This window comes from Ureibacillus xyleni (assembly GCF_900217795.1).
Taxonomy (GTDB): Bacteria; Bacillota; Bacilli; order Bacillales_A; family Planococcaceae; genus Ureibacillus; species Ureibacillus xyleni.
Window position 1 is genome coordinate 1 of the sequence record NZ_OBMQ01000006.1, and the last position, 23198, is coordinate 23198.

At 36.1% G+C, this 23198-nt stretch carries 23 protein-coding genes, 17 tRNA genes, 1 rRNA gene and 1 other RNA gene; 38 read left to right on the forward strand and 4 right to left on the reverse strand.

Features of this window, described 5'->3' with window-relative positions:
* Nucleotides 1-145: 145 nt before the first annotated feature.
* The 22 genes from rrf (at nt 146) to CRO00_RS20130 (ending at nt 6038) form a co-directional block, all read left to right on the forward strand.
* Nucleotides 146-261: ribosomal RNA gene (rrf, locus tag CRO00_RS09905) — 5S ribosomal RNA — on the forward strand.
* Nucleotides 262-274: 13 nt separating this feature from the next.
* Nucleotides 275-350: transfer RNA gene (locus CRO00_RS09910), tRNA-Val, on the forward strand.
* A gap of 5 nt (nt 351-355) precedes the next feature.
* Nucleotides 356-428: transfer RNA gene (locus CRO00_RS09915), tRNA-Thr, on the forward strand.
* Between the two features lie 10 nt (nt 429-438).
* Nucleotides 439-522: transfer RNA gene (locus CRO00_RS09920), tRNA-Tyr, on the forward strand.
* A gap of 6 nt (nt 523-528) precedes the next feature.
* A tRNA-Lys gene (locus CRO00_RS09925) sits at nt 529-603 on the forward strand.
* Between the two features lie 36 nt (nt 604-639).
* Nucleotides 640-714 (forward strand) — tRNA-Gly (locus CRO00_RS09930).
* 5 nt (nt 715-719) lie between these two features.
* Nucleotides 720-808, forward strand: a tRNA-Leu gene (locus CRO00_RS09935).
* 8 nt (nt 809-816) lie between these two features.
* Nucleotides 817-893: transfer RNA gene (locus CRO00_RS09940), tRNA-Arg, on the forward strand.
* An 8-nt stretch (nt 894-901) separates the two neighbouring features.
* Nucleotides 902-978, forward strand: a tRNA-Pro gene (locus tag CRO00_RS09945).
* An 8-nt stretch (nt 979-986) separates the two neighbouring features.
* Nucleotides 987-1062 (forward strand) — tRNA-Ala (locus tag CRO00_RS09950).
* Between the two features lie 21 nt (nt 1063-1083).
* Nucleotides 1084-1157 (forward strand) — tRNA-Met (locus CRO00_RS09955).
* An 11-nt stretch (nt 1158-1168) separates the two neighbouring features.
* A tRNA-Ser gene (locus CRO00_RS09960) sits at nt 1169-1261 on the forward strand.
* A gap of 9 nt (nt 1262-1270) precedes the next feature.
* Nucleotides 1271-1346, forward strand: a tRNA-Asp gene (locus tag CRO00_RS09965).
* A 6-nt stretch (nt 1347-1352) separates the two neighbouring features.
* Nucleotides 1353-1428 (forward strand) — tRNA-Phe (locus tag CRO00_RS09970).
* A gap of 6 nt (nt 1429-1434) precedes the next feature.
* Nucleotides 1435-1508 (forward strand) — tRNA-Gly (locus CRO00_RS09975).
* 4 nt (nt 1509-1512) lie between these two features.
* Nucleotides 1513-1589: transfer RNA gene (locus CRO00_RS09980), tRNA-Ile, on the forward strand.
* 9 nt (nt 1590-1598) lie between these two features.
* Nucleotides 1599-1673, forward strand: a tRNA-Asn gene (locus CRO00_RS09985).
* Nucleotide 1674: 1 nt separating this feature from the next.
* Nucleotides 1675-1746, forward strand: a tRNA-Glu gene (locus CRO00_RS09990).
* A 250-nt stretch (nt 1747-1996) separates the two neighbouring features.
* Complete coding sequence (locus tag CRO00_RS09995) at nt 1997-3541, forward strand: spore germination protein (protein ID WP_097073731.1); 1545 nt, start codon at nt 1997-1999, stop codon at nt 3539-3541.
* 2 nt (nt 3542-3543) lie between these two features.
* The gene (locus tag CRO00_RS10000; RefSeq protein WP_097073534.1) at nt 3544-4632 is read left to right on the forward strand and encodes a GerAB/ArcD/ProY family transporter; all 1089 of its coding nucleotides are present in this window, start codon (nt 3544-3546) and stop codon (nt 4630-4632) included.
* Nucleotides 4629-5876, forward strand: coding sequence for a Ger(x)C family spore germination protein (locus CRO00_RS10005; protein ID WP_097073535.1), 1248 nt, complete (start codon nt 4629-4631; stop codon nt 5874-5876). Before CRO00_RS10000 ends, CRO00_RS10005 begins: the two co-directional genes overlap by 4 nt.
* Entirely contained in the window at nt 5877-6038 is a 162-nt protein-coding gene (locus CRO00_RS20130) for a hypothetical protein (protein WP_161946658.1), read from the forward strand.
* 349 nt (nt 6039-6387) lie between these two features.
* On the opposite strand, the gene ssrS is transcribed toward CRO00_RS20130, so the two are convergent.
* Both ssrS and CRO00_RS10015 read right to left on the reverse strand, forming a co-directional pair.
* A non-coding RNA gene (gene ssrS / locus CRO00_RS10010) (6S RNA) lies at nt 6388-6579 on the reverse strand.
* A 150-nt stretch (nt 6580-6729) separates the two neighbouring features.
* Entirely contained in the window at nt 6730-7371 is a 642-nt protein-coding gene (locus CRO00_RS10015; RefSeq protein WP_202615659.1) for a YfbR-like 5'-deoxynucleotidase, read from the reverse strand.
* 349 nt (nt 7372-7720) lie between these two features.
* Here CRO00_RS10015 and CRO00_RS10020 point away from each other — a divergent pair, with 349 nt between their 5' ends.
* Nucleotides 7721-8065 carry a hypothetical protein gene (locus CRO00_RS10020; protein WP_237658376.1) on the forward strand — a complete coding sequence of 115 codons (345 nt, stop codon included), beginning with the start codon at nt 7721-7723 and terminating at the stop codon, nt 8063-8065.
* Between the two features lie 165 nt (nt 8066-8230).
* Here CRO00_RS10020 and CRO00_RS10025 read toward each other — a convergent pair whose 3' ends face one another.
* The gene (locus CRO00_RS10025; RefSeq protein WP_097073537.1) at nt 8231-8419 is read right to left on the reverse strand and encodes a putative motility protein; all 189 of its coding nucleotides are present in this window, start codon (nt 8417-8419) and stop codon (nt 8231-8233) included.
* A gap of 122 nt (nt 8420-8541) precedes the next feature.
* On the opposite strand from CRO00_RS10025, the gene CRO00_RS10030 reads away from it, so the two are divergent.
* The 14 genes from CRO00_RS10030 (at nt 8542) to CRO00_RS10090 (ending at nt 21842) form a co-directional block, all read left to right on the forward strand.
* Nucleotides 8542-9108, forward strand: coding sequence for a superoxide dismutase family protein (locus CRO00_RS10030; RefSeq protein ID WP_097073538.1), 567 nt, complete (start codon nt 8542-8544; stop codon nt 9106-9108).
* A gap of 328 nt (nt 9109-9436) precedes the next feature.
* Nucleotides 9437-10456, forward strand: a complete 1020-nt coding sequence (locus CRO00_RS10035) for a TAXI family TRAP transporter solute-binding subunit (protein WP_097073539.1) — start codon at nt 9437-9439, stop codon at nt 10454-10456.
* A gap of 72 nt (nt 10457-10528) precedes the next feature.
* Nucleotides 10529-11053, forward strand: a complete 525-nt coding sequence (locus CRO00_RS10040) for a DUF1850 domain-containing protein (protein WP_097073540.1) — start codon at nt 10529-10531, stop codon at nt 11051-11053.
* Nucleotides 11040-13079: a TRAP transporter permease gene (locus tag CRO00_RS10045; protein WP_097073541.1), complete on the forward strand. Its 2040-nt coding sequence runs from the start codon at nt 11040-11042 to the stop codon at nt 13077-13079. Before CRO00_RS10040 ends, CRO00_RS10045 begins: the two co-directional genes overlap by 14 nt.
* 187 nt (nt 13080-13266) lie before the next feature.
* On the forward strand, nt 13267-13410 hold the full coding sequence (locus CRO00_RS20300) for a hypothetical protein (protein WP_202615661.1): 144 nt from the start codon (nt 13267-13269) through the stop codon (nt 13408-13410).
* A 290-nt stretch (nt 13411-13700) separates the two neighbouring features.
* On the forward strand, nt 13701-14684 hold the full coding sequence (locus CRO00_RS10050; RefSeq protein ID WP_097073542.1) for a ring-cleaving dioxygenase: 984 nt from the start codon (nt 13701-13703) through the stop codon (nt 14682-14684).
* Between the two features lie 18 nt (nt 14685-14702).
* Complete coding sequence (locus CRO00_RS10055; protein WP_097073543.1) at nt 14703-15296, forward strand: NADPH-dependent FMN reductase; 594 nt, start codon at nt 14703-14705, stop codon at nt 15294-15296.
* 131 nt (nt 15297-15427) lie between these two features.
* The gene (locus CRO00_RS10060; protein ID WP_097073544.1) at nt 15428-16369 is read left to right on the forward strand and encodes a ring-cleaving dioxygenase; all 942 of its coding nucleotides are present in this window, start codon (nt 15428-15430) and stop codon (nt 16367-16369) included.
* 27 nt (nt 16370-16396) lie between these two features.
* Nucleotides 16397-17335 carry a ring-cleaving dioxygenase gene (locus tag CRO00_RS10065; protein ID WP_097073545.1) on the forward strand — a complete coding sequence of 313 codons (939 nt, stop codon included), beginning with the start codon at nt 16397-16399 and terminating at the stop codon, nt 17333-17335.
* Between the two features lie 23 nt (nt 17336-17358).
* Nucleotides 17359-17961, forward strand: coding sequence for an alpha/beta hydrolase (locus tag CRO00_RS10070; RefSeq protein ID WP_097073546.1), 603 nt, complete (start codon nt 17359-17361; stop codon nt 17959-17961).
* A gap of 195 nt (nt 17962-18156) precedes the next feature.
* On the forward strand, nt 18157-19269 hold the full coding sequence (locus CRO00_RS10075) for an amidohydrolase (protein WP_097073547.1): 1113 nt from the start codon (nt 18157-18159) through the stop codon (nt 19267-19269).
* 43 nt (nt 19270-19312) lie between these two features.
* Complete coding sequence (locus tag CRO00_RS10080; protein WP_097073548.1) at nt 19313-20428, forward strand: mandelate racemase/muconate lactonizing enzyme family protein; 1116 nt, start codon at nt 19313-19315, stop codon at nt 20426-20428.
* Between the two features lie 9 nt (nt 20429-20437).
* Complete coding sequence (locus CRO00_RS10085; RefSeq protein WP_097073549.1) at nt 20438-21124, forward strand: GNAT family protein; 687 nt, start codon at nt 20438-20440, stop codon at nt 21122-21124.
* A gap of 175 nt (nt 21125-21299) precedes the next feature.
* Nucleotides 21300-21842: an HPP family protein gene (locus CRO00_RS10090; RefSeq protein WP_097073550.1), complete on the forward strand. Its 543-nt coding sequence runs from the start codon at nt 21300-21302 to the stop codon at nt 21840-21842.
* A gap of 43 nt (nt 21843-21885) precedes the next feature.
* Here the strand turns inward: CRO00_RS10090 and CRO00_RS10095 are convergent, their stop codons facing one another.
* Nucleotides 21886-22593 carry a Fe-S oxidoreductase gene (locus CRO00_RS10095; protein WP_097073551.1) on the reverse strand — a complete coding sequence of 236 codons (708 nt, stop codon included), beginning with the start codon at nt 22591-22593 and terminating at the stop codon, nt 21886-21888.
* A 121-nt stretch (nt 22594-22714) separates the two neighbouring features.
* Here CRO00_RS10095 and CRO00_RS10100 point away from each other — a divergent pair, with 121 nt between their 5' ends.
* Nucleotides 22715-23143: a DUF4395 domain-containing protein gene (locus CRO00_RS10100; RefSeq protein WP_097073552.1), complete on the forward strand. Its 429-nt coding sequence runs from the start codon at nt 22715-22717 to the stop codon at nt 23141-23143.
* Nucleotides 23144-23198: the final 55 nt, after the last annotated feature.

Genomic DNA, 23198 nt, shown 5'->3' on the forward strand with positions numbered 1-23198 from the left:
GAGGTAGATAGGTTCGAGGTGGAAGTGTGGTGACACATGGAGCTGACGAATACTAATCGATCGAGGACTTAACCAATTTTAGCTTGAAGTTTGTATGTCAATGTCTTTATCCAGTTTTGAGAGAACAAGCTCTCAACTAAATAAGTGAAGTGATGATGGCAAAGAGGTCACACCCGTTCCCATACCGAACACGGAAGTTAAGCTCTTTAGCGCCGATGGTAGTTGGGGGCTTCCCCCTGTGAGAGTAGGACGTCGCTTCGCTTGTTTCAAAAATGGAGGATTAGCTCAGCTGGGAGAGCACCTGCCTTACAAGCAGGGGGTCGGCGGTTCGAGCCCGTCATCCTCCACCATATATGCCGGTGTAGCTCAGTTGGTAGAGCAACTGACTTGTAATCAGTAGGTCGTGGGTTCGACTCCTATCGCCGGCATCCCTTAAATGGAGGGGTAGCGAAGTGGCTAAACGCGGCGGACTGTAAATCCGCTCCTTCGGGTTCGGCGGTTCGAATCCGTCCCCCTCCACCATAGTAAGAGCCATTAGCTCAGTGGTAGAGCATCTGACTTTTAATCAGAGGGTCGAAGGTTCAAGTCCTTCATGGCTCACCAGTTTTATTAATAACTTGCCAGATAACCAATGCACATGCGGAAGTAGTTCAGTGGTAGAACACCACCTTGCCAAGGTGGGGGTCGCGGGTTCGAACCCCGTCTTCCGCTCCAAATGTGCCGGGGTGGCGGAACTGGCAGACGCACAGGACTTAAAATCCTGCGGTAGGTGACTACCGTACCGGTTCGATTCCGGTCCTCGGCACCATTTATATTGCGCCCGTAGCTCAATTGGATAGAGCGTCTGACTACGGATCAGAAGGTTGTGGGTTCGACTCCTGCCGGGCGCGCCATAAATTTACGAGAAGTAGCTCAGCTTGGTAGAGCACTTGGTTTGGGACCAAGGGGTCGCAGGTTCGAATCCTGTCTTCTCGACCATTTTGATTGGGGCCTTAGCTCAGCTGGGAGAGCGCCTGCCTTGCACGCAGGAGGTCAGCGGTTCGATCCCGCTAGGCTCCACCAAATAATTTATTATAATAATATGGCGGCGTAGCTCAGCTGGCTAGAGCGTACGGTTCATACCCGTAAGGTCGGGGGTTCGATCCCCTCTGCCGCCATTTAGTAAAGTGGAGGAATACCCAAGTCCGGCTGAAGGGATCGGTCTTGAAAACCGACAGGCGGGTTAAACCGCGCGGGGGTTCGAATCCCTCTTCCTCCGCCATTTACTTAAGGTCCCGTGGTGTAGCGGTTAACATGCCTGCCTGTCACGCAGGAGATCGCCGGTTCGATCCCGGTCGGGACCGCCATAATAAGGGTCGGTAGCTCAGTTGGTAGAGCATTTGACTGAAGCTCAAAGTGTCGGCGGTTCGATTCCGTCCCGACCCACCATTTTACGCGGGTGTAGTTTAATGGTAAAACCTCAGCCTTCCAAGCTGATGTCGTGAGTTCGATTCTCATCACCCGCTCCATTATGGGCCTATAGCTCAGCTGGTTAGAGCGCACGCCTGATAAGCGTGAGGTCGATGGTTCAAGTCCATTTAGGCCCACCATAAAAGTATTCCGAAGTAGCTCAGTGGTAGAGCAACCGGCTGTTAACCGGTTAGTCGTAGGTTCGAGTCCTACCTTCGGAGCCACGGCCCGTTGGTCAAGTGGTTAAGACACCGCCCTTTCACGGCGGTAACACGGGTTCGAATCCCGTACGGGTCATAATCAGACGTATAGCATATGCTATACGTTTTTTTGTTTACCTAGAAAACAAATTTTACGAAAGTTCATACGTGTTATGAAGATATTCTCCATAAAAAACATTTTATTCATTCCATTAGAAAGTACTATCCATTTCTTTCTAGTGGTTTTTTATTTTAGGGTTAATTCTGAAGGTAGTTTTTCTATTAAACATACATATTTCAAATTTCTAGTGTCACACTAAGAAAAAAGCTTGGAGTTGCTCAATTTGATGAAACGAAAACTACTAAAACAGTTGTTTTCTCAAGAAAAGGAACAAACCCAACATAATATAGAACAGTCCTCAAAAGCAGAGGACTATACAAAAAAGAAATTGGTTGAACCTAATTTAGATAAGACAATGGAAACAATAAAAAAGATTTATTCAGTTCCTAGAAATAGTGATTTTAGTATTCGAAATATTCATATCGGTGGTTTAGGAAAGATGGCAGCCGTATTGTATATAAGCACTATAACTGATACTACAATCATCGAGGATCATATTTTAAGACCTTTACTACAAAACAAGGATGCTAATAAAACAATTGAAAATATTATATCTGCCCCAACTATAACGAATGTACAAGTAATAGAAGATATTATTACAAACTTAAATCTCGGGAATACCGTACTATTAATAGAAGGATTTGAAGAGGCATATGTGTTTAGTACGGCAAAGTTTGATGGGAGAAGCATTGAAAAAGCAGAAAATGAAGTAGTACTTAAAGGTCCAAAAGAAGCTTTTAATGAAAGTGCCAATTCAAATATCTCACTAATCCGAAAGAAAATAAAAAATGAAAACTTAATTGTTGAAGCTTCAACTATTTCAAAAAGATCTAAAAATGAACTTTATATTTTGTATGTCAAAGATATTTCCAATGAAAAACTACTTAATAAAGTAAAAAATAAAATTAACTCTTTAGACATGGATTCAATACAAAATGTATCGATATTAGAAGAATTAATTGTTGATTATCCGAAATCTATTTTTCCAACCGTTTTATATACAGAAAGACCAGACCGTGCTTCAACATTTTTAGAGAGTGGGTTTATTGTATTAATCATGGAAAATTCACCGGCAGCGTTAATATTACCTGCAACATTTTGGTCATTTATTCATAACCCTGAAGATCACTATTTACGCTTTATTTATGGAAACTTTATAAGAGCATTACGTATGGTTGCCTTATTTATTACGTTATTTATTTCATCAATATACATTTCTGTTACCAATTATCATGCTGAAATGATACCACCCGATTTACTACTAGCTATTGCTGCCACAAGGGAGATTGTTCCTTTTCCTGCGATTGTAGAAATATTAATAATGGAAATATGTTTTGAATTAATTCGGGAGGCTGGGTTACGGGTGCCAAATCCAATTGGTCCAACCATTGGGATTGTAGGTGCGCTAATCTTAGGACAAGCTGCAGTTCAAGCTAACCTAGTAAGTCCTCTAGTTGTTATTATTGTTGCACTTGGAGGATTAAGTTCCTTTGCTATTGGGGATATCAATATGAACTCTTCTATCCGTTTAATAAGATTCCTATTTATTTTTTCAGCAGCATTATTCGGTTTTTACGGAATGACAGCTCTTTTTGTATTAGGGATATTTAATATTGTTTTGATTCGATCATTTGGTGTTCCTTATTTTGCCCCAATGACACCCTATTACAAATCTTCAAGGGATACTATTTTTAGGAAAACGTTAAAAAGAGAAATATTTCGACCTGGATATATAAAACCTAAAGATATACAGAATAAAGCAGGAGATTAAGAATGGAAAAAACGCATGGAAAAATTGGGACAAAAGAATTTATTGCACTTATTATGCTTACTGTGGGTACGAAATTAGCGGATAGCACTCCCTCTATACTATATGAGAGTTTAGGCAATGCTGCTTGGTTAGGAATGGCCATAATTTGTATATTATCAATCTTACCTCTCTATTTTTTAACTAAACTGATTACACATTTTGAAGAAAAAAATCTTATTGATATTACAAAGTTGTTGTTTGGAAGATATATTGGCTTCATCGTGTTATTTATTTTATGGATTTTACAATTTCATTCGCTTATATCAAGTTCTGCTGTTTATGTGGATATTATTGGATCAATGTACTTTACTAAAACTCCAATTTTCATTATTTATATAGTATTAATGGGAGTTGCGGCATATGGAGCAAAAAAGGGAATTGAAAGCATTGGTTCAACTGCATGGATAACTTTACCTTGGATAAAGATTTCTTTACTCATAGTATTAGTCATTACATTTTTTCAAGGCGAATCCAATTTTATGTTTCCGATACTTGGCCCTGGAGAAATGGAAATTTTGAAAGAGGGCACTATGAATGCATCAATATTTGCAGAGTTTTTTTTTATCGCACTATTGGCAACCAATGTAAAAAATAAGAGGGTCTATAAAAAGGGGGTATGGGTTGCATTTATCTTTGTCTCAATTGAATTTATACTAGCGTTCATCTCTTATGTCATGTTGTTTGATTATGAAGGGGTTAAGCTAATTAACTATCCATATCATGAAACGATTCGATATATTCAAATAGGTTTTATTAAAAATGTAGAATCGTTATTTTTCCCGTTTTGGCTAGTTGCATCATATATACGATTTGCAGTTGGTTTATATATCAGTGCGTTACTATTTGGTTCGTTATTTAAAGTAAAGCAATTTGAATACATTGTTCCTGCAATATCAACAATCGTAATATTTTTAGGATTAATCCCAGAAGCTCCCGTTTTTAGTCTTTCATACTTTAGGGTCATTTTTTTATATATTGTAACGCCAATTATTTTAATTTTACCATTTTTGCTATGGGCAACTGCAATTATTAAAGGAGAATTCAAGAAATGAAAATAAAAAATCTTATTCAATTTTCTTGTTTACTCATAGTTATTCCGCTACTAAGTGGATGTTGGGACCAATTATACCTAGATCAAAGGGCATTTGTTATTGCAATAGGTTTAGATAAAAGTGAAGAAGAAAATACAGTGAAAATCACATATTTAATCTCCAACCCTGAATTGTCAAAACAAGAGGGAGGAGCATCAAATGAACCTAATAGTGAGATAATCACCTTTAATACACCGGACCTAATTACATCAAAAAATATAGCAAACACTGTTGTTGCAAAGGCGGTATCATACAATATTTTGAGTGTAATTCTTATTTCGGAAGAATTGGCGGAGGATGAGAATTTTATAAGATTGATGTATGATATTGCAAAGGATCGAGAGGTTACAAAAGCCATACCTTTTATTGTGACTAAAGAAAGTACAAGTAAATTTCTAAATGAAAATCAACCAAAACTTGAAACAAGGATTCATAAATATTTTGAATTGATATTACAGCATGGAAGCGAAAATGGGTATATTCCTAAGACAAATCTTCAAACATACTTTAGAATTTCAGAGCAAGACGGAGATCTTTTTTTAGCACCTTATGCAACAACAGAAGAAAGCGATGAAGAGAAAAATCCTGAAGGGGAAGAAAATCTAATAGCAGGTGAAATGCAAGTCGAAGGAAAAACTAATAAGACACAATTTTTAGGTTCTGCAATCTTTAAAGAAGGCAAAATGATAGGAAAATTAACCGCGGAAGAGAATAGGGCTGCTGTTTTGTTAAACGATACGATTGATATGGAAGAAATATTAACAACTTATACAGATCCTTTTAATGAGAAATACAGAATTGGCGTTAGGGTGATGAAGAAAGAAAATAATAAGGTGAAAATGAATTTAAAAAAGGGGATACCTACGATTGATGTAACAATTCCACTTTATATAGACATACTATCAAATCATAATATGACCGACTACTCTAATAGTAACAATAGAGAAACTCTAAAAAATCATATTAAGAACGAGGCTACGAGGAAAATTGAGAAGGTTGTGAAAAAATCCCAAGAGGAATTTAAAGGAGATCCATTTGGGTGGTCCCTAATTGCACGAAAACAATTTATGACAATTCCGGAATATGAGGCATTTAATTGGATGGAATCATACCCGAAGATGAGGGTAAAGATTAATGTTGAGATTGTCCTTGGAAAGTTTGGAAGACAAGATGAATTACCTCATTTAGAGGAGATGAGAGATTAATTGAACACAATGGTATGGGTTTTAATACTTCTAGTTGTCGCCTATACGATGGGATTTTCCATTCAACTTTGGAAACACCAAAATAAAATAGGATCAATTGCAACATTTTTACTAGCTTTGGCAGTAATAATTACTCCATTTTTATCTGTTTTTAGATGGTAAACAGACGAGTATGTTTTGAATGAAATTTTCGAAACATACTTTTTTATATTAAAAAACACCTCATTAAGATGAAGCCACTGAAAAACTAAATACCGATAAAAATTTATAGTAATTATTTGCTTCTAAATAGAAGGTGGGATTCACTTCGCTTTCCACGGGCTTGGCTTCAGCCTCCTCGTCGCAAGCTCCTGCGGGGTCTTCAGCTCAAGCTGTTCCCGTAGGAGTCTTCGTGAATCCCACTTCCTAAAAGATCTGAGCGTATTTTTATTATAAAAATTTATTAAAATCGACTTTTTCAGTGCCCTAATTAAGATAGAGGTGTTTAGACGCCTTGCTATACGTTATGTATGGCAAAGCCGCCTTGCCGTAGTTATTAATAGAAAGTTTTAAACCACCACTCCTCAAAGTGGGTGTTCGCAGAATAATTCCTGTATATCGTCATTCACCGCGGTGTGACGCTCGCCATTCCTTATTCGATTAAAACTCCCTTTTACAGTTCAAAGGTTAAAACTTAATATTTGTACGAACAACGCAGCTTTAATGATATATTAATCGATTGTATTTATTTGTGCAAGTAAGTGTGTATTAAGAAAAAAGTCAAATATTTAATAGTAGGCGGGGAGATAAAAAATTGAAATTTACATAAAAAGCAAAAAATAAAAGCCTTCCTTAATTGGAAAACTTATATTTACTAATTTATTTTGTTTAAAATTTCGTTTGTTAAAGCAGCAACATTGATTTGCGTATCTTCTTTCATAACGTCATTTAATATTTCGTTTCGAAAATAACGGACACTCACTGGTAAGGGCATTTTCAAAAGATTTTTTAAAGCGTGTTGATACATAATAACAAACTCTTTATCCGTATTTCCTCTCTTTAATTCGGCAAAAGATTCATAAAACTGATCAAGCTTATCAGAAAATTCAAGAAGTCGACCTTCGAGGGTATTATCTTTTCCTTCTTTCATTCTGTTAGAGAAGATTTCTTGGAACTCAGGAGGGATTTCTTCCTGAATAAAATTCTCCATCATTTTTTCCTCTACATGGGCGAGCATTTGTTTTAGTTCAACACTAGCATGTTTAACGGGTGTTTTAATGTCCCCAATAAAGACTTCAGCAAAATCATGATTGATTGTTTTTTCATAAAGCGATTTCCAATTCACTGTTGCACCATTCATTTCTTCTAACGTTCCAAAAAACATAGCATATTGAGAAACTTTCCATGAGTGTGCAGCAACATTATGTTCTTCAAATTTAAAGCGACCTGGTGCACGGAAAATACGTTCTAAATCATTTAAACTTGTGAAAAACTTATGGATTCCTATAAGAATCACCTCCAAATTTTGTGTTAGCACAACTATGTATGCTACTCCTTAAATGATACAAGTAATTGATGCTAGTTTGAATGATTTATCAAATACTTAACAAAAAATTATCAGTATTTACATGGACAACAAGTGTTTAATTTATATCATATGTCTAAAATGCTAGTTTCATTACTATCCATTCGACAATTGTCATATTTTTATCAAAAAAATGTTTTTTCACCAATGCTATACTGTAATTATTAGAATTGAATGGACGTGAATTGCATTGTTACATATCTTCTTCTTATATATCCATATATTAAGCGCGATAGGCTCGATTGGACCATTGTTTGCATTAATCCCTATGCTAAAAAAAATGGAAGAGACTGATGAAGCTTCTTTAGGTGGCTTTGTGCAATCATTCCAATATGCAATTAGTGTAGTCAAACATTTTGGACATATTCTCGTGACATCAGGCGTTTTTCTTATTATTTTAAGTGGTTGGACATGGACGACATCTTGGGTAGTACTGACAATAGTTGGTATGGGGAGTTCTGTTTTCTATTTAGCAAGAGCATTTAAACCAACTTTGAAAACTTATGGTACATCTGATTTTAATAAAGAAAGTTTTATCGCTAAGCTAAGGAAATCAACGTGGATATACATATTACTATTGTTATTTGTACTCTGGTTGATGGTAGCCAAACCTGTTTTATGGTGAAGTGCTGTTTTAATAGTTTATTGAAACTGCAAAAAAATGAGAGGGCCTTTATGTCGAATAATAACTAATTGAAGCGCTAAAGTTTGGCGCTTTTTTTAATGCCTATCCACACAAGATAGAGATATTAAATCCCTTCCTTGTGCGGGTAAACAGGTATTTTAGTATTTATACTGAAACGTCGATTGCTGTTCCTTTGTATGGGTGGTTTGCTGCAGGAGCTTGTTGCTGTGGTAATTGGCTGAGCATTTCAACAGCACTAGCAGCACCCATATTCAGAGCTTTATCCATAATGCTTAATTGTACTGTTTGTTGAAGCTGTGCTACTTGAGCAGACATTATTGAATTTATATCCATAGATCCCCCTCCTTTACTCTTTTTATCGGTAGACTTTAATTTAGGTAAATGGGAAATAAAAACATTAAAGAATATTTTTAAATCCCCTTGGAAATACTCACTAACGAGGAGGGCTATCTAAAATGTGGAAAAATCTTATTTTATTAACTGCATTAACTTTGATTTTGAGTGGATGTAATCTATTTGGATTTAGTAAAGACGAAGAGAAAATTTCAGTTGCTGCACCAAAAGCATTGCAAGCAACAGCAACCATCATTGACACAGAAGGAAAGGGAATTGGCCACATGGAAATGACCGAGGGAGCTGATGGTGTACACATTTCTCTAGGTGTAAAAGGGCTTTCTGAAGGAGGACATGGTTTCCATATACACGAGGTAGGGAAGTGTGAAAAACCTACATTTGAGTCAGCAGGTTCTCATTTTAATCCAACGAATAAAAGACATGGCACAGATAATCCGGCTGGTCCCCATTTAGGTGACTTACCGAATATCACACCTGAAGAAGACGGAAATGTTCAAGTAGAATTTGTTGCAAAAAATATAACACTTAAGACAGGTAAAGAAAATTCAATCATTGATGAAGACGGCAGTGCAATTGTAATCCATCAATACCCAGATGATTATGCGACAGACCCATCAGGAAACTCAGGTGACCGAATTGCATGTGGTGTAATTACTCTAAAAAATTAATTATTAATTCAAACTGCGAGATAAGTTTAGTCTTATTTCGCAGTTTTTTATTTTGATGTTAAACAAAATGCTCTTCATCAATCTAGAAAACTATCTATACTTTTCTCCTTGTAATCATCATATAAATTAGAATAAAGTTTAAGCTTCAAACGATTCGAACACGGACTATCATTATTCCGATAATTCGAAAAAACGCTTGTTTATTTTGTTTAATAACCTATTACTAGCCATTATATAGTTATTTGAATATTAAAATATTTGACATAATGTAAGTTTAATAGTTAAATTTATACTGTAATGTTACAAAAATGTCAGAGGAGGGGTTTTATTGAAGAAGAATAATTTATTATTTTTCGCCATCTTGAGTCTATTGCTACTTGTTCTTGCAGCTTGTAGTGGTGGGGAAGAGACGACAGAGACAGCAAGCACTACTGATAACTCTACAACAGAGGGGACAACGGAAGAGACTGCTGAGGAAACTACATCTGATATAAAATTTTTAAGCTTAGTAACTGGTGGTACGCAAGGTACTTATTATGCTTTGGGTGGTACATTTGCTGACTTAATTACTGATGAAACAGGGATTAAAACAACTGCTGAAGTATCACAAGCTTCTGCTGCCAACGTAAACGCTTTAAAAGATGGCAATGCTGAAATTGCATTTGTACAAACTGACATTGCTTACTATGCAAAAAATGGCCAACTAATGTTCGAAGGAGCGGCTGTGGAAGACTTAGTGGCAATTGGTGGTTTATATCCAGAAACAGTTCATCTTGTAACAACTGCAAATTCTGGTATTACTTCATTTGATGATTTAAAAGGTAAAAAAGTATCTGTTGGTGCTCCTGGATCAGGAACATACGCAAACGCTGAACAGTTATTAGAAGTTCATGGATTAACGATGGAGGACATTGAAGCTCAAAACTTAGACTTTGGTGAATCAACAGATGGATTACAAACTGGCCAAATTGATGCAGCGTTTATTACAGCTGGGTATCCAACAGCGGCTGTTGAAGCTTTAGGTGCTACTACAGACGTTGTTATCGTACCAGTTGCAGCTGACAAAGCAGAAAGTTTAATTTCAAAATATCCTTACTATGCAGTGGACACTATTCCTGCTGGTACTTATGGTTTAGAATCAGAAGTTCCGACTGTTTCTGTATTAGCTATGATTGCAGTGAAAGCAGATTTACCAGAAGATGTTGCTTATGGTATTACAAAAGCAATTTATGATAATGCAGGTTCAATTAGCCATGCAAAAGGTGCTTTCATTAAAGCAGAAACGGCTTTAGATGGAATTGGAATCGAGGTTCATCCTGGTGCACAAAAATACTTTGATGAACAATAATAAATTTAAACGTTTAACTTCGGGGCTTGTTTTGGCAAGCCCCATTTTTCAACTGAAAATTGAGGTGGTTACATGAAACGAGTAGCCATTGTCATTGTCATTTTGTTAGGCATTGTAACTACAATCTTTGTATTTTTGCCGATGGATTCTGTCTTTTCATTTACAGAAACGAGATCAAGTCAACCTCAGAAAATTTATATAAACATATTAGATGAGAATGAATTCCAAATTCGATATACACATTCTATTCATTTGACAGATGTTTTGGAAAACTATGAAATTACAAAAGCAAAAAATCTGAAGCTTGTGTCAATGGAATATGAAGATGTATCGATAGGAATGCCAGCATATGCTGAAGAAGGGGAAACGTTAGCGTATGAGGATGGAAGATACATATTGTCTTATGAAAATAAAGTTTTATCAGACTTTACTATATATATAGGCAATATAGATGTAGATTTATTTTTTATTTACGATCAACAATCATATAATTTAAAAACTTATCTAAAAAGAGGGAAATCATACCTATTTCAAGTGGAAAGAGTATCGTTATTTGAAAAATGGAAAGGAGCTGTAATAGGTTATGGTAAAACATAATGAGCAGACTAAAGAAGAGCAATTTGAAACATTGTCTGCAGAACAACAACAAGCACTGTTAGAAAAATATGATACCGAATCGAATACCCGACAATTAAAGGGTGTATTACATTGGGCTATCTTTATAATTCTACTTTGTTTTTCATTGTTTCAATTGTATACAGCAATTTTCGGCCAATATACGGCCCCAATCCAGCGAACAATTCACTTAGGATTTGCTCTAACTGCAATCTTTCTATTGTTCCCTGCGCGTAGAAAGGGACCGAAAACAAAAGTAGCATTTTATGATTATATCTTAGCATTATTATCAGTAATAGTAGGATCATATTGGACGATAAACTATGATCGTCTAGTAAAAAGTTTGGGAACCATTTCTGATATCGATTTTTATGTTGGATTAATTGCAACGCTACTAGTTTTAGAAGCTGCTAGACGTGCAGTGGGGTTACCAATTATGATTATAGCCTCATTTTTCTTAATTTATGCCTTTTACGGACCATATTTCCCAGACTTTTTAGCCCATCGTGGTCAATCATTAGAAAATATTATTAACTTAATGTTTTATACAACAGATGGTATTTTAGGAACGCCAATTAGTGTTTCTGCCACTTATATATTTGTCTTTTTATTATTTGGTGCTTTCTTAGTAAAAACAGGCGTAGGACAATATTTTAACGATTTAGCCGTCGCAGTTGCTGGAAAGCTTATAGGTGGTCCGGCGAAAGTTGCCATTTTCTCTTCAGCTTTACAAGGAACAATATCAGGAAGTTCTGTTGCAAACGTTGTGACATCGGGTTCATATACAATACCAATGATGAAAAAGTTAGGATATAAGAAAGAGTTTGCCGGTGCCGTTGAAGCAGCTGCCTCAACTGGAGGACAATTAATGCCACCGATTATGGGGGCAGCTGCATTCCTGATGGTGGAGTTTATTGGGCGCGGCATTACCTACTGGGATATTGCTAAAGCAGCAGCAATTCCTGCACTTCTGTATTTTACAGGGATTTGGATTATGACCCATTTTGAAGCAAAACGGTTAGGTTTACGAGGATTAACAGATGAAGAATTGCCGAATCGAAAAGAAGTACTAAGTAAGATTTATTTATTATTTCCTATTGTATTAATTATCGTGTTAATGCTAGTTGGGGTGCCGGTAATGCATGCGGCTCTATACGGAATTATTTCTTGTATAATCGTAGGGGCAATTAATAAAGAAACACGTCTAGGCTTTAAAGATATTATCGATGCACTAGTTGACGGGGCGCGTACGGCATTAGCGGTAGCTGCAGCAACAGCCTGTGCAGGGATTATTGTTGGTGTAGTAGTTAAAACAGGGTTGGGCTTAAGTTTGGCAAATAGTTTAGTAGACTTAGCAGGTGGCAATATCCTATTAACATTAGTTTTCGTAATGATCGCCTCTTTAATTCTAGGTATGGGTGCTCCAACGACAGCTAACTATGTCATTACATCAACAATAGCAGCTCCAGCAATTATTACTTTACTAGCTCCGGATGTCGTAGCACAAGATTTAATTCCTATTACAGTGTTATTATCAGCTCATTTCTTTGTGTTCTATTTTGGTATTATTGCGGATATCACACCACCAGTAGCACTGGCTGCTTTTGCCGCTTCAGGAATCTCAGGTGGCGATCCGATTAAGACTGGAGTAAGCTCAGCTAAATTAGCAATTGCAGCATTTATTATCCCGTATATGATTGTGTTCTCCCCAGCCTTATTGATGATTGATGTAACAATCTTACAAATACTTTGGGTAGTTTTCACAGCTATTATGGGAATGATAGCAATTGGTTCAGCGATTATTGGGTTCTGGTATAGGAAGTTACTTTGGTTCGAACGATGTATTCTACTTGCAGCTGGTTTAGCCATGATCTATCCAGAGTCAATTTCGGATATTACGGGATTAATCGTCTTCGGAATTATGTTTATCGTTCAGTTTTTAACGAAGCATAAAGGGGGTACTGGAAATAAACCAAGGGACACGAAATTAGATGCAACATTAAACTGATTTTTGCAGCTTGTACCATGTGTGCAAGCTTATTTTTCTGCTCTGAAAACAAACTAAAAGAACTATTCGCAAATTGAGATGAGTTTGATACTTTTTTTGCATATATAGCAAAAATGCATTGTTTTAGTTTAATAAAATGTGTATGATATAAAATATCAGAAAATTCCAACTAAGGGGTGTTGTGATGATGAGTTTACTATTATCCAAGTTTGAGACGTATTTACTGGATGAAGAACAAGAACTGGATTGTCGTGTGGAGTTAGAATTTGAGTCACAGGAACGATTAGTTGAGGTTGAAGAATACCCACGAGGATTTTTCTCAAGTTTATAAAAAATTATTAACGACAAAACCCTTAATGGAGTTTGTCGTTTTTATTTATTACTTAGTTGGTCTATTGACATTGAAGATGAATATATGTTAAATTTATTTTGAATTCAAGATATTCAATTTCGAGCAATCTAAAAAATACTATGCTTGGGAAGGTATAATTTTTCATAATAAATCACAATATACGAGTGTTACGATTACAATTAATCTGCAAATACATCACAAGTTATATAGGCAAAAAATTTTTTTAACTACATATCTCGAATTCGAGATAAAAAACGGAGGAAAATAAATTGAACGAATTAAAAGGTCTTCATCATGTTACAGCCATTACTAGTAGTGCTGAAAAAATTTATGAATTCTTCACATATATACTAGGTTTGCGTCTTGTTAAAAAAACCGTAAACCAAGATGACATTAAAACATATCATTTATATTTCACGGATGATGTTGGAAGCCCTGGTACAGATATGACGTTTTTCGATTTCCCCGGCATTCCAAAGGGCATCCATGGAACAAATGAAATATCAAAAACATCTTTTCGTGTACCTAATGATCAAGCGTTAGAGTATTGGGTTAAGCGTTTTGATAAATATGAAGTAAACCACAAAGGCATTCAACAACAATTTGGAAAAAAGATTTTGCCATTTGTAGACTTTGATGATCAAGCATATCAACTTATTTCAGACGAAACAAATGAAGGAGTTGAGTCTGGTACGCCATGGCAAAAGGGCCCGATTCCATTAGAATTTGCCATTACAGGACTTGGACCAATTCATGTACGAACATCTTATTTCGATTACTTTAAAGAAGTACTAGAGAAAGTGTTCATGATGCGTGAAATTGAACAGGAAAACTCATTTCATCTGTTTGAAATGGGTGAAGGAGGGAATGGTGCTCAAGTAGTTGTCGAGTATAATACAGTTCTCCCTCAAGCAAGACAAGGTTATGGTACTGTTCATCATACTGCATTCCGAGTGGATACGCGTGAGGATTTAGATGTTTGGCAACAACGTTTACAGGGCTTTAAATTACCAAACTCAGGTTACGTTGAGCGTTACTATTTCGGCTCTTTATATACAAATGTAGCTCCTTCCATTCTTTTTGAGTTGGCAACAGACGGTCCAGGATTTATGGGAGATGAGCCTTACGAAACACTTGGTGAAAAGTTATCTTTACCGCCGTTTTTTGAGGAAAAACGTGAACAAATTGAAAAGCTGGTTCGCCCAATCGATACTGTTCGTAGCACGAAATATTTCGAAAAAGAGTACTTGTAAGGAGGTGAATAAATAGAAATGGGATTTTTAGATAAACTATTTGGTAATGAACATAAGGAGGAACAAAAAATGACAAATTTAAATATCGGTATTATTTTAGGATCAACTCGTGAAGGTCGTGTAAGCCCTCAAGTAGGTGCGTGGGTAAAAGAACTTGCAGAAAAACGTGGAGACGCAAACTATACAATTATTGATATTGCGGATTATAAATTACCATTCCTAGGTGAACCAGGTGGAGATACTTCTGGCGTTGCAGCATGGTCAGAAGCGGTAGCTAAACTAGATGGATTCGTATTTATCGTACAAGAATATAACCACTCTATTACAGGTGCACTTAAAAATGCATTAGACTTTTTACGTGAAGAATGGAACAACAAAGCAGCTGGTATTGTATCTTATGGATCAGTTGGTGGAGCTCGTGCAGCAGAACATTTACGTGGGATTTTAGGTGAATTACTAGTTGCGGACGTTCGTGTACATCCTGCATTATCACTATTTACTGACTTTGAAAACGGTACGGACTTTAAACCAAAAGAAGTGCAAGCAGATTCAGTAAATCAAATGTTAGACCAATTAATACCATGGGCAACTGCTTTAAAAACAATTCGCTAATAAGTATAAAACAACATGTGCATAGCCAAATGCACATGTTGTCTTCTAAATAAAGATTGAGCAAATCATTCAATGTTGTTGAAAGATGTGTTCAATTTTTATACAGGAAAATAAGAAATCAGGTGCTGAAGATGAAAAAAGTGGCAGGTCATCATCATATTTCAATGATTACGAAAAACATTAAAGAAAACAATAAATTTTACCAAAATATTCTTGGATTACGTAGAGTTAAAGTCTCTGTCAATCAAGATGATCCAACTATGTATCATCTGTTTTATGGCGATTTAATTGGAAGTCCCGGAACAGGCTTAACTTTTTTTGAAATGCCACTTGCTGGAAGTATGCACCGGGGAACAAATGCAATTACTCGAATTGGATTGTTAGTACCTTCCTATGAAAGCCTTGTTTACTGGAAAGAACGGTTTACTCAACTAGGTGTTAAACATGGAGAAATTACAACATATGCGGGTAGGGAAGCACTCAATTTTGAAGATCGGGATGGTTTAAGATTAGTGCTACTAAATCACGCTGGTAAAACAATACCGGCGTTCTGGTTGGAATGGACGAATTCAATTGTACCATCTGAGCATCGAATTCTTGGCATGGGTGCAGTTGAAATCACTGTTCAATCATTAGAGAGTCTATCTAAAATGTTACAAAACATGTTTGGATACACACTTGTTTCAAGTTCTAATCAGCAAGCAATCCTCCAATCGGTTAAAGGACAAGCTTTTGGGGAAATCGTAATTGTCCAACAAGATGGTCCAAGAGAAAGGCCAGGTCGAGGAAGTGTGCATCATTTGGCGATTCGTGTGAAAGATCATGACGAATTAAAGTTTTGGGAAAAGAGAATTAAAGATTTTGGCTATAAGATTATAAAATTAACCGATCGTTACTATTTTGAAAGTCTATATTTTAAAGAAGAAAACGGCATTATATTTGAATTAGCTACAGACGGTCCAGGATTTACCATTGATACATCAATTGAAGAACTAGGCAAGAAATTAGATTTACCACCTTTTTTAGAACCTAAACGCGCGGAAATCGAAGCAAAATTAGGACCGATAGGATAATCACAAATACTTTCTGGGGGAACAATAATGAAAAAACATACATCGGGGATACATCACATTACAGCTATTGTAGGTCATCCCCAAGAAAATATTGATTTTTATGCAGGCGTACTTGGATTGCGTCTTGTAAAACAAACAATTAACTTTGATGACCCAGGTACTTACCATCTTTATTTTGGCGAGGAAAACGGAAAACCAGGTACAATTATCACCTTCTTCCCTTGGGCGGATGCCTATAAAGGGAGAATTGGCGATGGACAAGTCGGGGTTACAACATATGTAGTTCCTGTTGGTGCAATGAATTATTGGAAAGAGCGTTTAACAAAGTTTAATATCAACTTTAATGAAGCAGTTCGCTATGGTGAAACCTATGTTCAATTTGATGATCCACATGGTTTACATCTCGAAATAGTTGAACATGCAAGTGGCGAAGAAAATAATTGGACATTCGGTAATATAACAAAGGAAGTTGCAATTAAAGGCTTTGGGGGAGCAATTCTATATTCGAGTCGTCCAGAAGAAACAGCAGCAACTTTAGTAGATGTAATGGGCTTGGAGATAGTTGGACAAGAAGGTGATTACACACGTTTTAAATCAACTGCTGATATTGGCAATATTATCGACTTGAAAATGACAACAGGCGTTCGAGGAAGAATGGGCGTTGGAACGGTTCACCATATTGCTTGGCGAGCTGATGATAATCAAGATCATCTTGAATGGCAACAATATGCGATGGATCATGGGCAACATGTGACGGAGATAAAGGATCGTAATTACTTTAATTCGATTTATTTCCGTGAGTCAGGAGAAATATTATTTGAAGTGGCTACAGATCCACCAGGTTTCGGACATGATGAAACACCTGAAACGTTGGGAAGTGAGCTAAAGTTACCTATACAATATGAACATTTGCGTGAACGTTTAAAACAATCATTAATCCCAATTGACGTTCGACCGTTAGACTAAATCAAAAAGTGAGGCTAAATGAAATGCACCATATTTTTAAACAGGGAACAAGTCAACAAAAACCGGTATTTTTACTTTTACACGGAACTGGTGGTAATGAACATAGTCTATTGCAACTAGCAGAAATAATTGACCCTGACGCTTCAATCCTAAGCGTACGTGGAAATGTGCTAGAAAACGGAATGCCCCGATTCTTTAAAAGACTAGCTGAAGGAATATTTGATGAAGAAGACTTAATTCTTCAAACAAATGAATTAAATAACTTTTTAGACGAAGCAGCTAGTAAGTATGGGTTTAATCGACAAAATATCATTGCAATTGGCTACTCAAACGGGGCGAATATCGCAGCAAGTTTACTATTCCACTTTAAAGATTCGTTAAAAGGTGCCATTTTACATCATCCAATGGTTCCACTACGAGGGATTACTCTTCCAAATTTAACAGGGACCCATGTATTTATTTCAGCAGGCACAAACGATCCAATCTGCCCGAAGCAAGAATCCGATGAGTTACAAGCACTATTAAAAGAAGCGCATGCATCGGTTACTATGCATTGGGAAAATCATGGACATCAATTAACGATGAGTGAAGTTCAAGCAGCTAAAGTGTGGTACGAGCAATTATAGAAAGGTGACGAAAGACTAATCGAAGAGCAAATCGATTAGTTTTTTTAAGGTTTGCAAAAAGCAGGGCAAGACATAATAAATGCATAAATGTCAAACATTCGCTCTTATTATTTTAGCTTGATAGGCGGAAGCTGTTAATATTTCTATCATTGTTATGTATAATAGAGAAAGAAACAAAAATTTGAGGTGCACTATATGAGCCAATTAAGAACATACGAAGAGGTCATCTACGGCTGGTTTGATTATTTCCACGAAAATCCAGAAATCAGCTGGAAGGAAATCGAGACGACTAAAAAAATAGCTTCTATATTAGATGAATTAAAAGTTTCATATAAACTCTTTTCCGACGTAACAGGTCTTGTTGCGGAAATCGGTGAAGGAGAAGAAATAATAGCAGTAAGAGCTGATATCGATGCTCTATGGCAGGACGTCGATGGTGTTATGCGTGCAAACCATTCCTGTGGTCATGATGCCAATATATCAATGGTTTTAGGTGCATTACTTCAATTAAAGGATCTGCCATTAAAAAAACGCATTCGCTTTATTTTCCAACCTGCAGAGGAAACAGGTGGGGGAGCTATTGAGATGGTGAAACATGGTGTCGTTGATGGCGTTTCATATTTGTTCGGAATACATTTAAGACCTATTGAAGAGCTTCCTTTTGGAAAAGTCACGTCAGCAATTCATCATGGGGCTGCTTTATTTTTAAATGGTACGATTCACGGAGTAGATGCTCATGGTGCAAGACCACATCAAGGTAAAAATGCCATTGATGTGATTGTTGCAATACAGCAAATGCTTAAAAATATTTATATCAATCCATTCGAAGTATATAGTGCTAAATTAACAAAAGTGATTGCAGATGGTGGGAGTACAAATATTATTCCAGGAAATGCATCGTTCTCTTTAGACGTTCGTGCTCAGAAAAATGCGACTCTTGATGAATTACAAAAGCGTATTGAAGAAGGATTTAAGTCCATTATTAACATGTTTGGAACTGAAATTAAGTGGGAATGGATTGATAAAACTCCAGGTGCAGAAGTTTCTGATGAAGCATCTCATATTGTTAAAGCATCCATCATTGAAGCTTTAGGTATTGAACAATTAGAAAAGCCAATTTCTACTACTGGTAGTGACGATTTCCATTTCTACACAATACTAAAACCAGAACTAAAAGCGGCGATGATTGGGATTGGCGCTGATTTAGCACCTGGCCTTCATCACCCAAAGATGACATTTAACAAAGAAGCTTTAATAACAGGTGCGAAGGTGTTAACAACGACACTAAAAAACGCAGCAAAAGGATAATCAATAAAGCTTAAGTGCAACTAGAAAAGGATGTAATCAAATTATGAAAATTAAACAAGTAGAAATCTTTGCAGTAAACTTGCCATTAATTAAACCATTTATTATTAGTTACGCAACCTATCCACATATTCAATCAATTATCGTTAAACTAACTTCAGAATGTGGGGTTGTTGGTTGGGGTGAATCAGTGCCTGACGAACATATTACTGGAGAAACACCGGATTCTACTTATGCCATGTTAAAAAATACATTGGCACCTGCTATCATTGGACAAAACCCAATGGAATTTGAAAAAATTCATGAACTTATGGATAAAAAAGTACACAGAGCACCAGCAGCTAAAGCAGCGATTGATATTGCATGTTTTGATTTAGTAGGAAAAAAATTAGGTGTTCCTGTCTATCAACTACTAGGTGGACGTTATCACGAAAAGTTCCCGGTTACGCATGTACTAAGTATTGATGAGCCTGAGAAAATGGCAGAGGAAGCGGAAGAAAAACTTCAAGAAGGTTACCGTTCATTTAAAATGAAAGTGGGCCTAGATGTTGCAGGTGATGTGAAACGAATCCAAGCAGTTCGTAATCGAGTTGGAGATGACATTGCCATTCGTGTAGACGTTAACCAAGGTTGGATTAATAGTGCCAACACATTACAAGCATTACGCCAACTAGAATCTCTTGGGTTAGATTGGTTAGAACAGCCTGTCGTGCAAGATGATATTGATGCTATGGTTGAGATTAAATCCAAAACATCGGTACCTCAAATGATTGATGAAGGTATACGTGATATGGTTGACCTACGTCAAATTATTGCAAAACGCGCGGCAGATAAAATTAATATTAAGCTTATGAAATGTGGCGGTATTTATCCTGCGATGAAGTTAGCACATATGGCAGAAATGGCTGGAATCGAGTGCCAAATCGGTTCAATGGTGGAATCTTCAGTAGGATCAGCGGCAGGATTCCATGTAGCCTTTTCTAAAAAAATTATTAAAAGTGTTGAATTAACAGGTCCTGTGAAATTCTCTAAAGATATTGGGGATTTAAAAGAAAGCTATGTCATCCCGTATATTCAGTTAAATGATAAATCCGGTTTAGGCGTAAGCATTGACGAAACAATACTTGCAGAACTTACCCAAAGTTCAGAGATAGTACAGTAGGTGGGGACCATGAGTACAATTCATGAAGGTTTATTAGGAGACAAGCCGTTTTATGTATCTGTTTTAAATAAAAGCCATTTATCTGAAGTGTTAACTTTACAAGAGATAGTTTGTGAAGCTCTTATAGACAAAAACATTTTACAACCACTTTCAGAAGAAGAATTTGAATTTATTCTAGATGGCAATGGAATTATGATAGGGGCGTATGCCGATGATAAATTAATCGGATTTCGTGCGCTCCTTATTCCACCTATCGATGAAGAACATTTAGGATATGATATTGGGCTAGAAAAATCGGAATTAAAACGAGTTTTATACCAAGAAATCTCAAGTGTTGATCCAAATTATCGTGGTTTTGGATTACAAAAAACTCTAGCTACCGTCATTATGAAGCAAATTGATACAACTGCTTTCGATTATGTGGCAACTACTGTTATGCCGTATAATATTGCAAGTTTAAAGGACAAGTTCTCACAAGGATTTTACATTGTTGCGTTAAAATATATTTATGGTGGAAAATTACGTTACGTTTTTGCTCTTGATCTACGCGGAGAACCTCACTATGAAGAGGAAATAGTGACAATTTCAATGGGTGATGTTGAAGCGCAACAAAGATTATTGCTTGAAGGATTTGTTGGGGTTCAAATGAAACAGCTTGCAGATGATTGGGTAGTAGAATATAAAAAAATTAAATAAGATAATGAAGAGGAGCTATCTATGGGTAGCTTCTTTTTACTTGTAGTTTTCTTTGCAATTCTAATCTTAAGAGGATTATGGATAAAAATAGGAGAATTTTAAAATAGTTCTACCATATTTCATATTAAAGTGATAGAATTTATAAAAAATTAAAATAACTAGGAATGTGAATGAATTGGCGAGTAAAACAACGGTAAATGAACATTTTTTTAAAATGCTAATCGGCAAAATGAGTGGATATTCAAAAGGCAATAGTCGTACTTCGTTTTCAGATGCTATGATTGCTTCAATGGGGGCATTTTTTTGTGTATTGCCAGTTTTTATTTTAACAGAATATACAAATTCAATATGGTTTATTGCATCATTTGGGGCAAGTATTATGCTAGTAATTGCTGCTTGGAATGCACCTGTTGGACAACCTCGAAATGTTATAGGAAGTTACCTGATCGCTTCTATTATAAGTTTAACTTTATCTAGTCAGTTTGGTTCAACCCCATTTATTATCAGCCTAGCTCTATGCTTAACTATCTTTTTTATGCTAATTGCAAGAACATTTCACCCACCAGCATGTGGAAATACCATTATCATTATGATGGGGAACTATAGTTGGGAATTTATTTTCCATCCAGTTTTAATTGGAACGATCATAATTGTTCTCTTTGGCCTTATAATTAATAACCTTCATCCAAAAAGAAAATATCCAATGTATTGGTGGTAAGAAGAGGTAATCTCAATCTGGGTTGAGATTACCTCACTTATTTTTATTTCATCGGGCAAAACTCACACGCTGTTAAGCCAGGGATATCCTTTGAAAAACAACAACTTTTTCGAAGTGGTTTATTGACTAAACTTGAAGGGTTTTTTCCTCCCGTATATTGATAAAATAATGATTTGCTAGAAAATAACTCCCAAGTATCAGGGTCTTCTAAAATTTCGATGTCTTCAAATGCGCGGTCTGCTAACAATGGGTTTTCTAACATTTCGTGATAATTCCACAACATGTAACCAAAGACATTTTCCCATAAAGTGAGAGGAGATACAGAAGTCGCTTTTCGTAGCTGTTGAAAAACTAAATGACATTGAATCAATAGTTTTTTAATAACTGAGCTTCTTTCCTTGTCATCCACATATCGAAAATCCTTTGCTGTAATAAAAGTACCAAGAGTGTTGTTACCATATTCGTTTATTAGGCTAAAACGGATATCTTCTAACTTGCCATCCCACACTTCATCATAAACAGCCAACATGTAAAATTGCATCGCTACAAACATTCCATAACGACGCCCGAAATGGGAAATAGCGGCAGCCTCAGTTGTTGCTTGTGTAATCCCCATCATTAAATTCCGAAAATCTTTAATAAAAAAATCTTTATGTAAATTTTCTAATGTGAAAAGTGTACGTTCTGTATCTTCTGTAAAAACACTATATGAATTTAATACACGAATTTGATCATATGTTAACGCTGGCATTTCATTCACCTTCCTTACTGTTTACTATATCATTTTTCATTAAATCGATGAATTTTTTACTATACAAATAGTGTTTAACGTAATAAAATGAATAAAACGTATTGGAAAGGTTGGATTTAAAATGACACAATTACCTTCTATACCACGTCCGCTTGTAAGAACGAACCAATGGACGATTTTCCTTTCAGTTGTTCTTACTTTGGTTTCAGGAGAGGTTTGGATTCTCGCAATTCCGCTCATTGCAAATTTGATGGGTGTGTTGTTTAACTTTAATCCGATTATGAAGTTTGCACGCTTGTTCTTAATAAAGGATGGAAAGAAGTATATTCCTGAAGATGTAACTCAACAAAAATTTAATGCATGTATAGCGATTTTTTGTTTAGCAATTGGTTTAGTTAGCTTTTTAATCGGATGGGATGTATTGGGTTATGTATTTACCATAATGGTAGCCATAGCATCATTTATTGCAATTTTAGGATTTTGCATTGGATGTTTTTTGTTCTTCCAACTCAAGCAATATAAATATAGACGCTCATTAAAGCATTCATAAAAGTGGGAAAAAGCAGTTGACTTCCTAAATGAAAATGATTATCATTACCGTATAG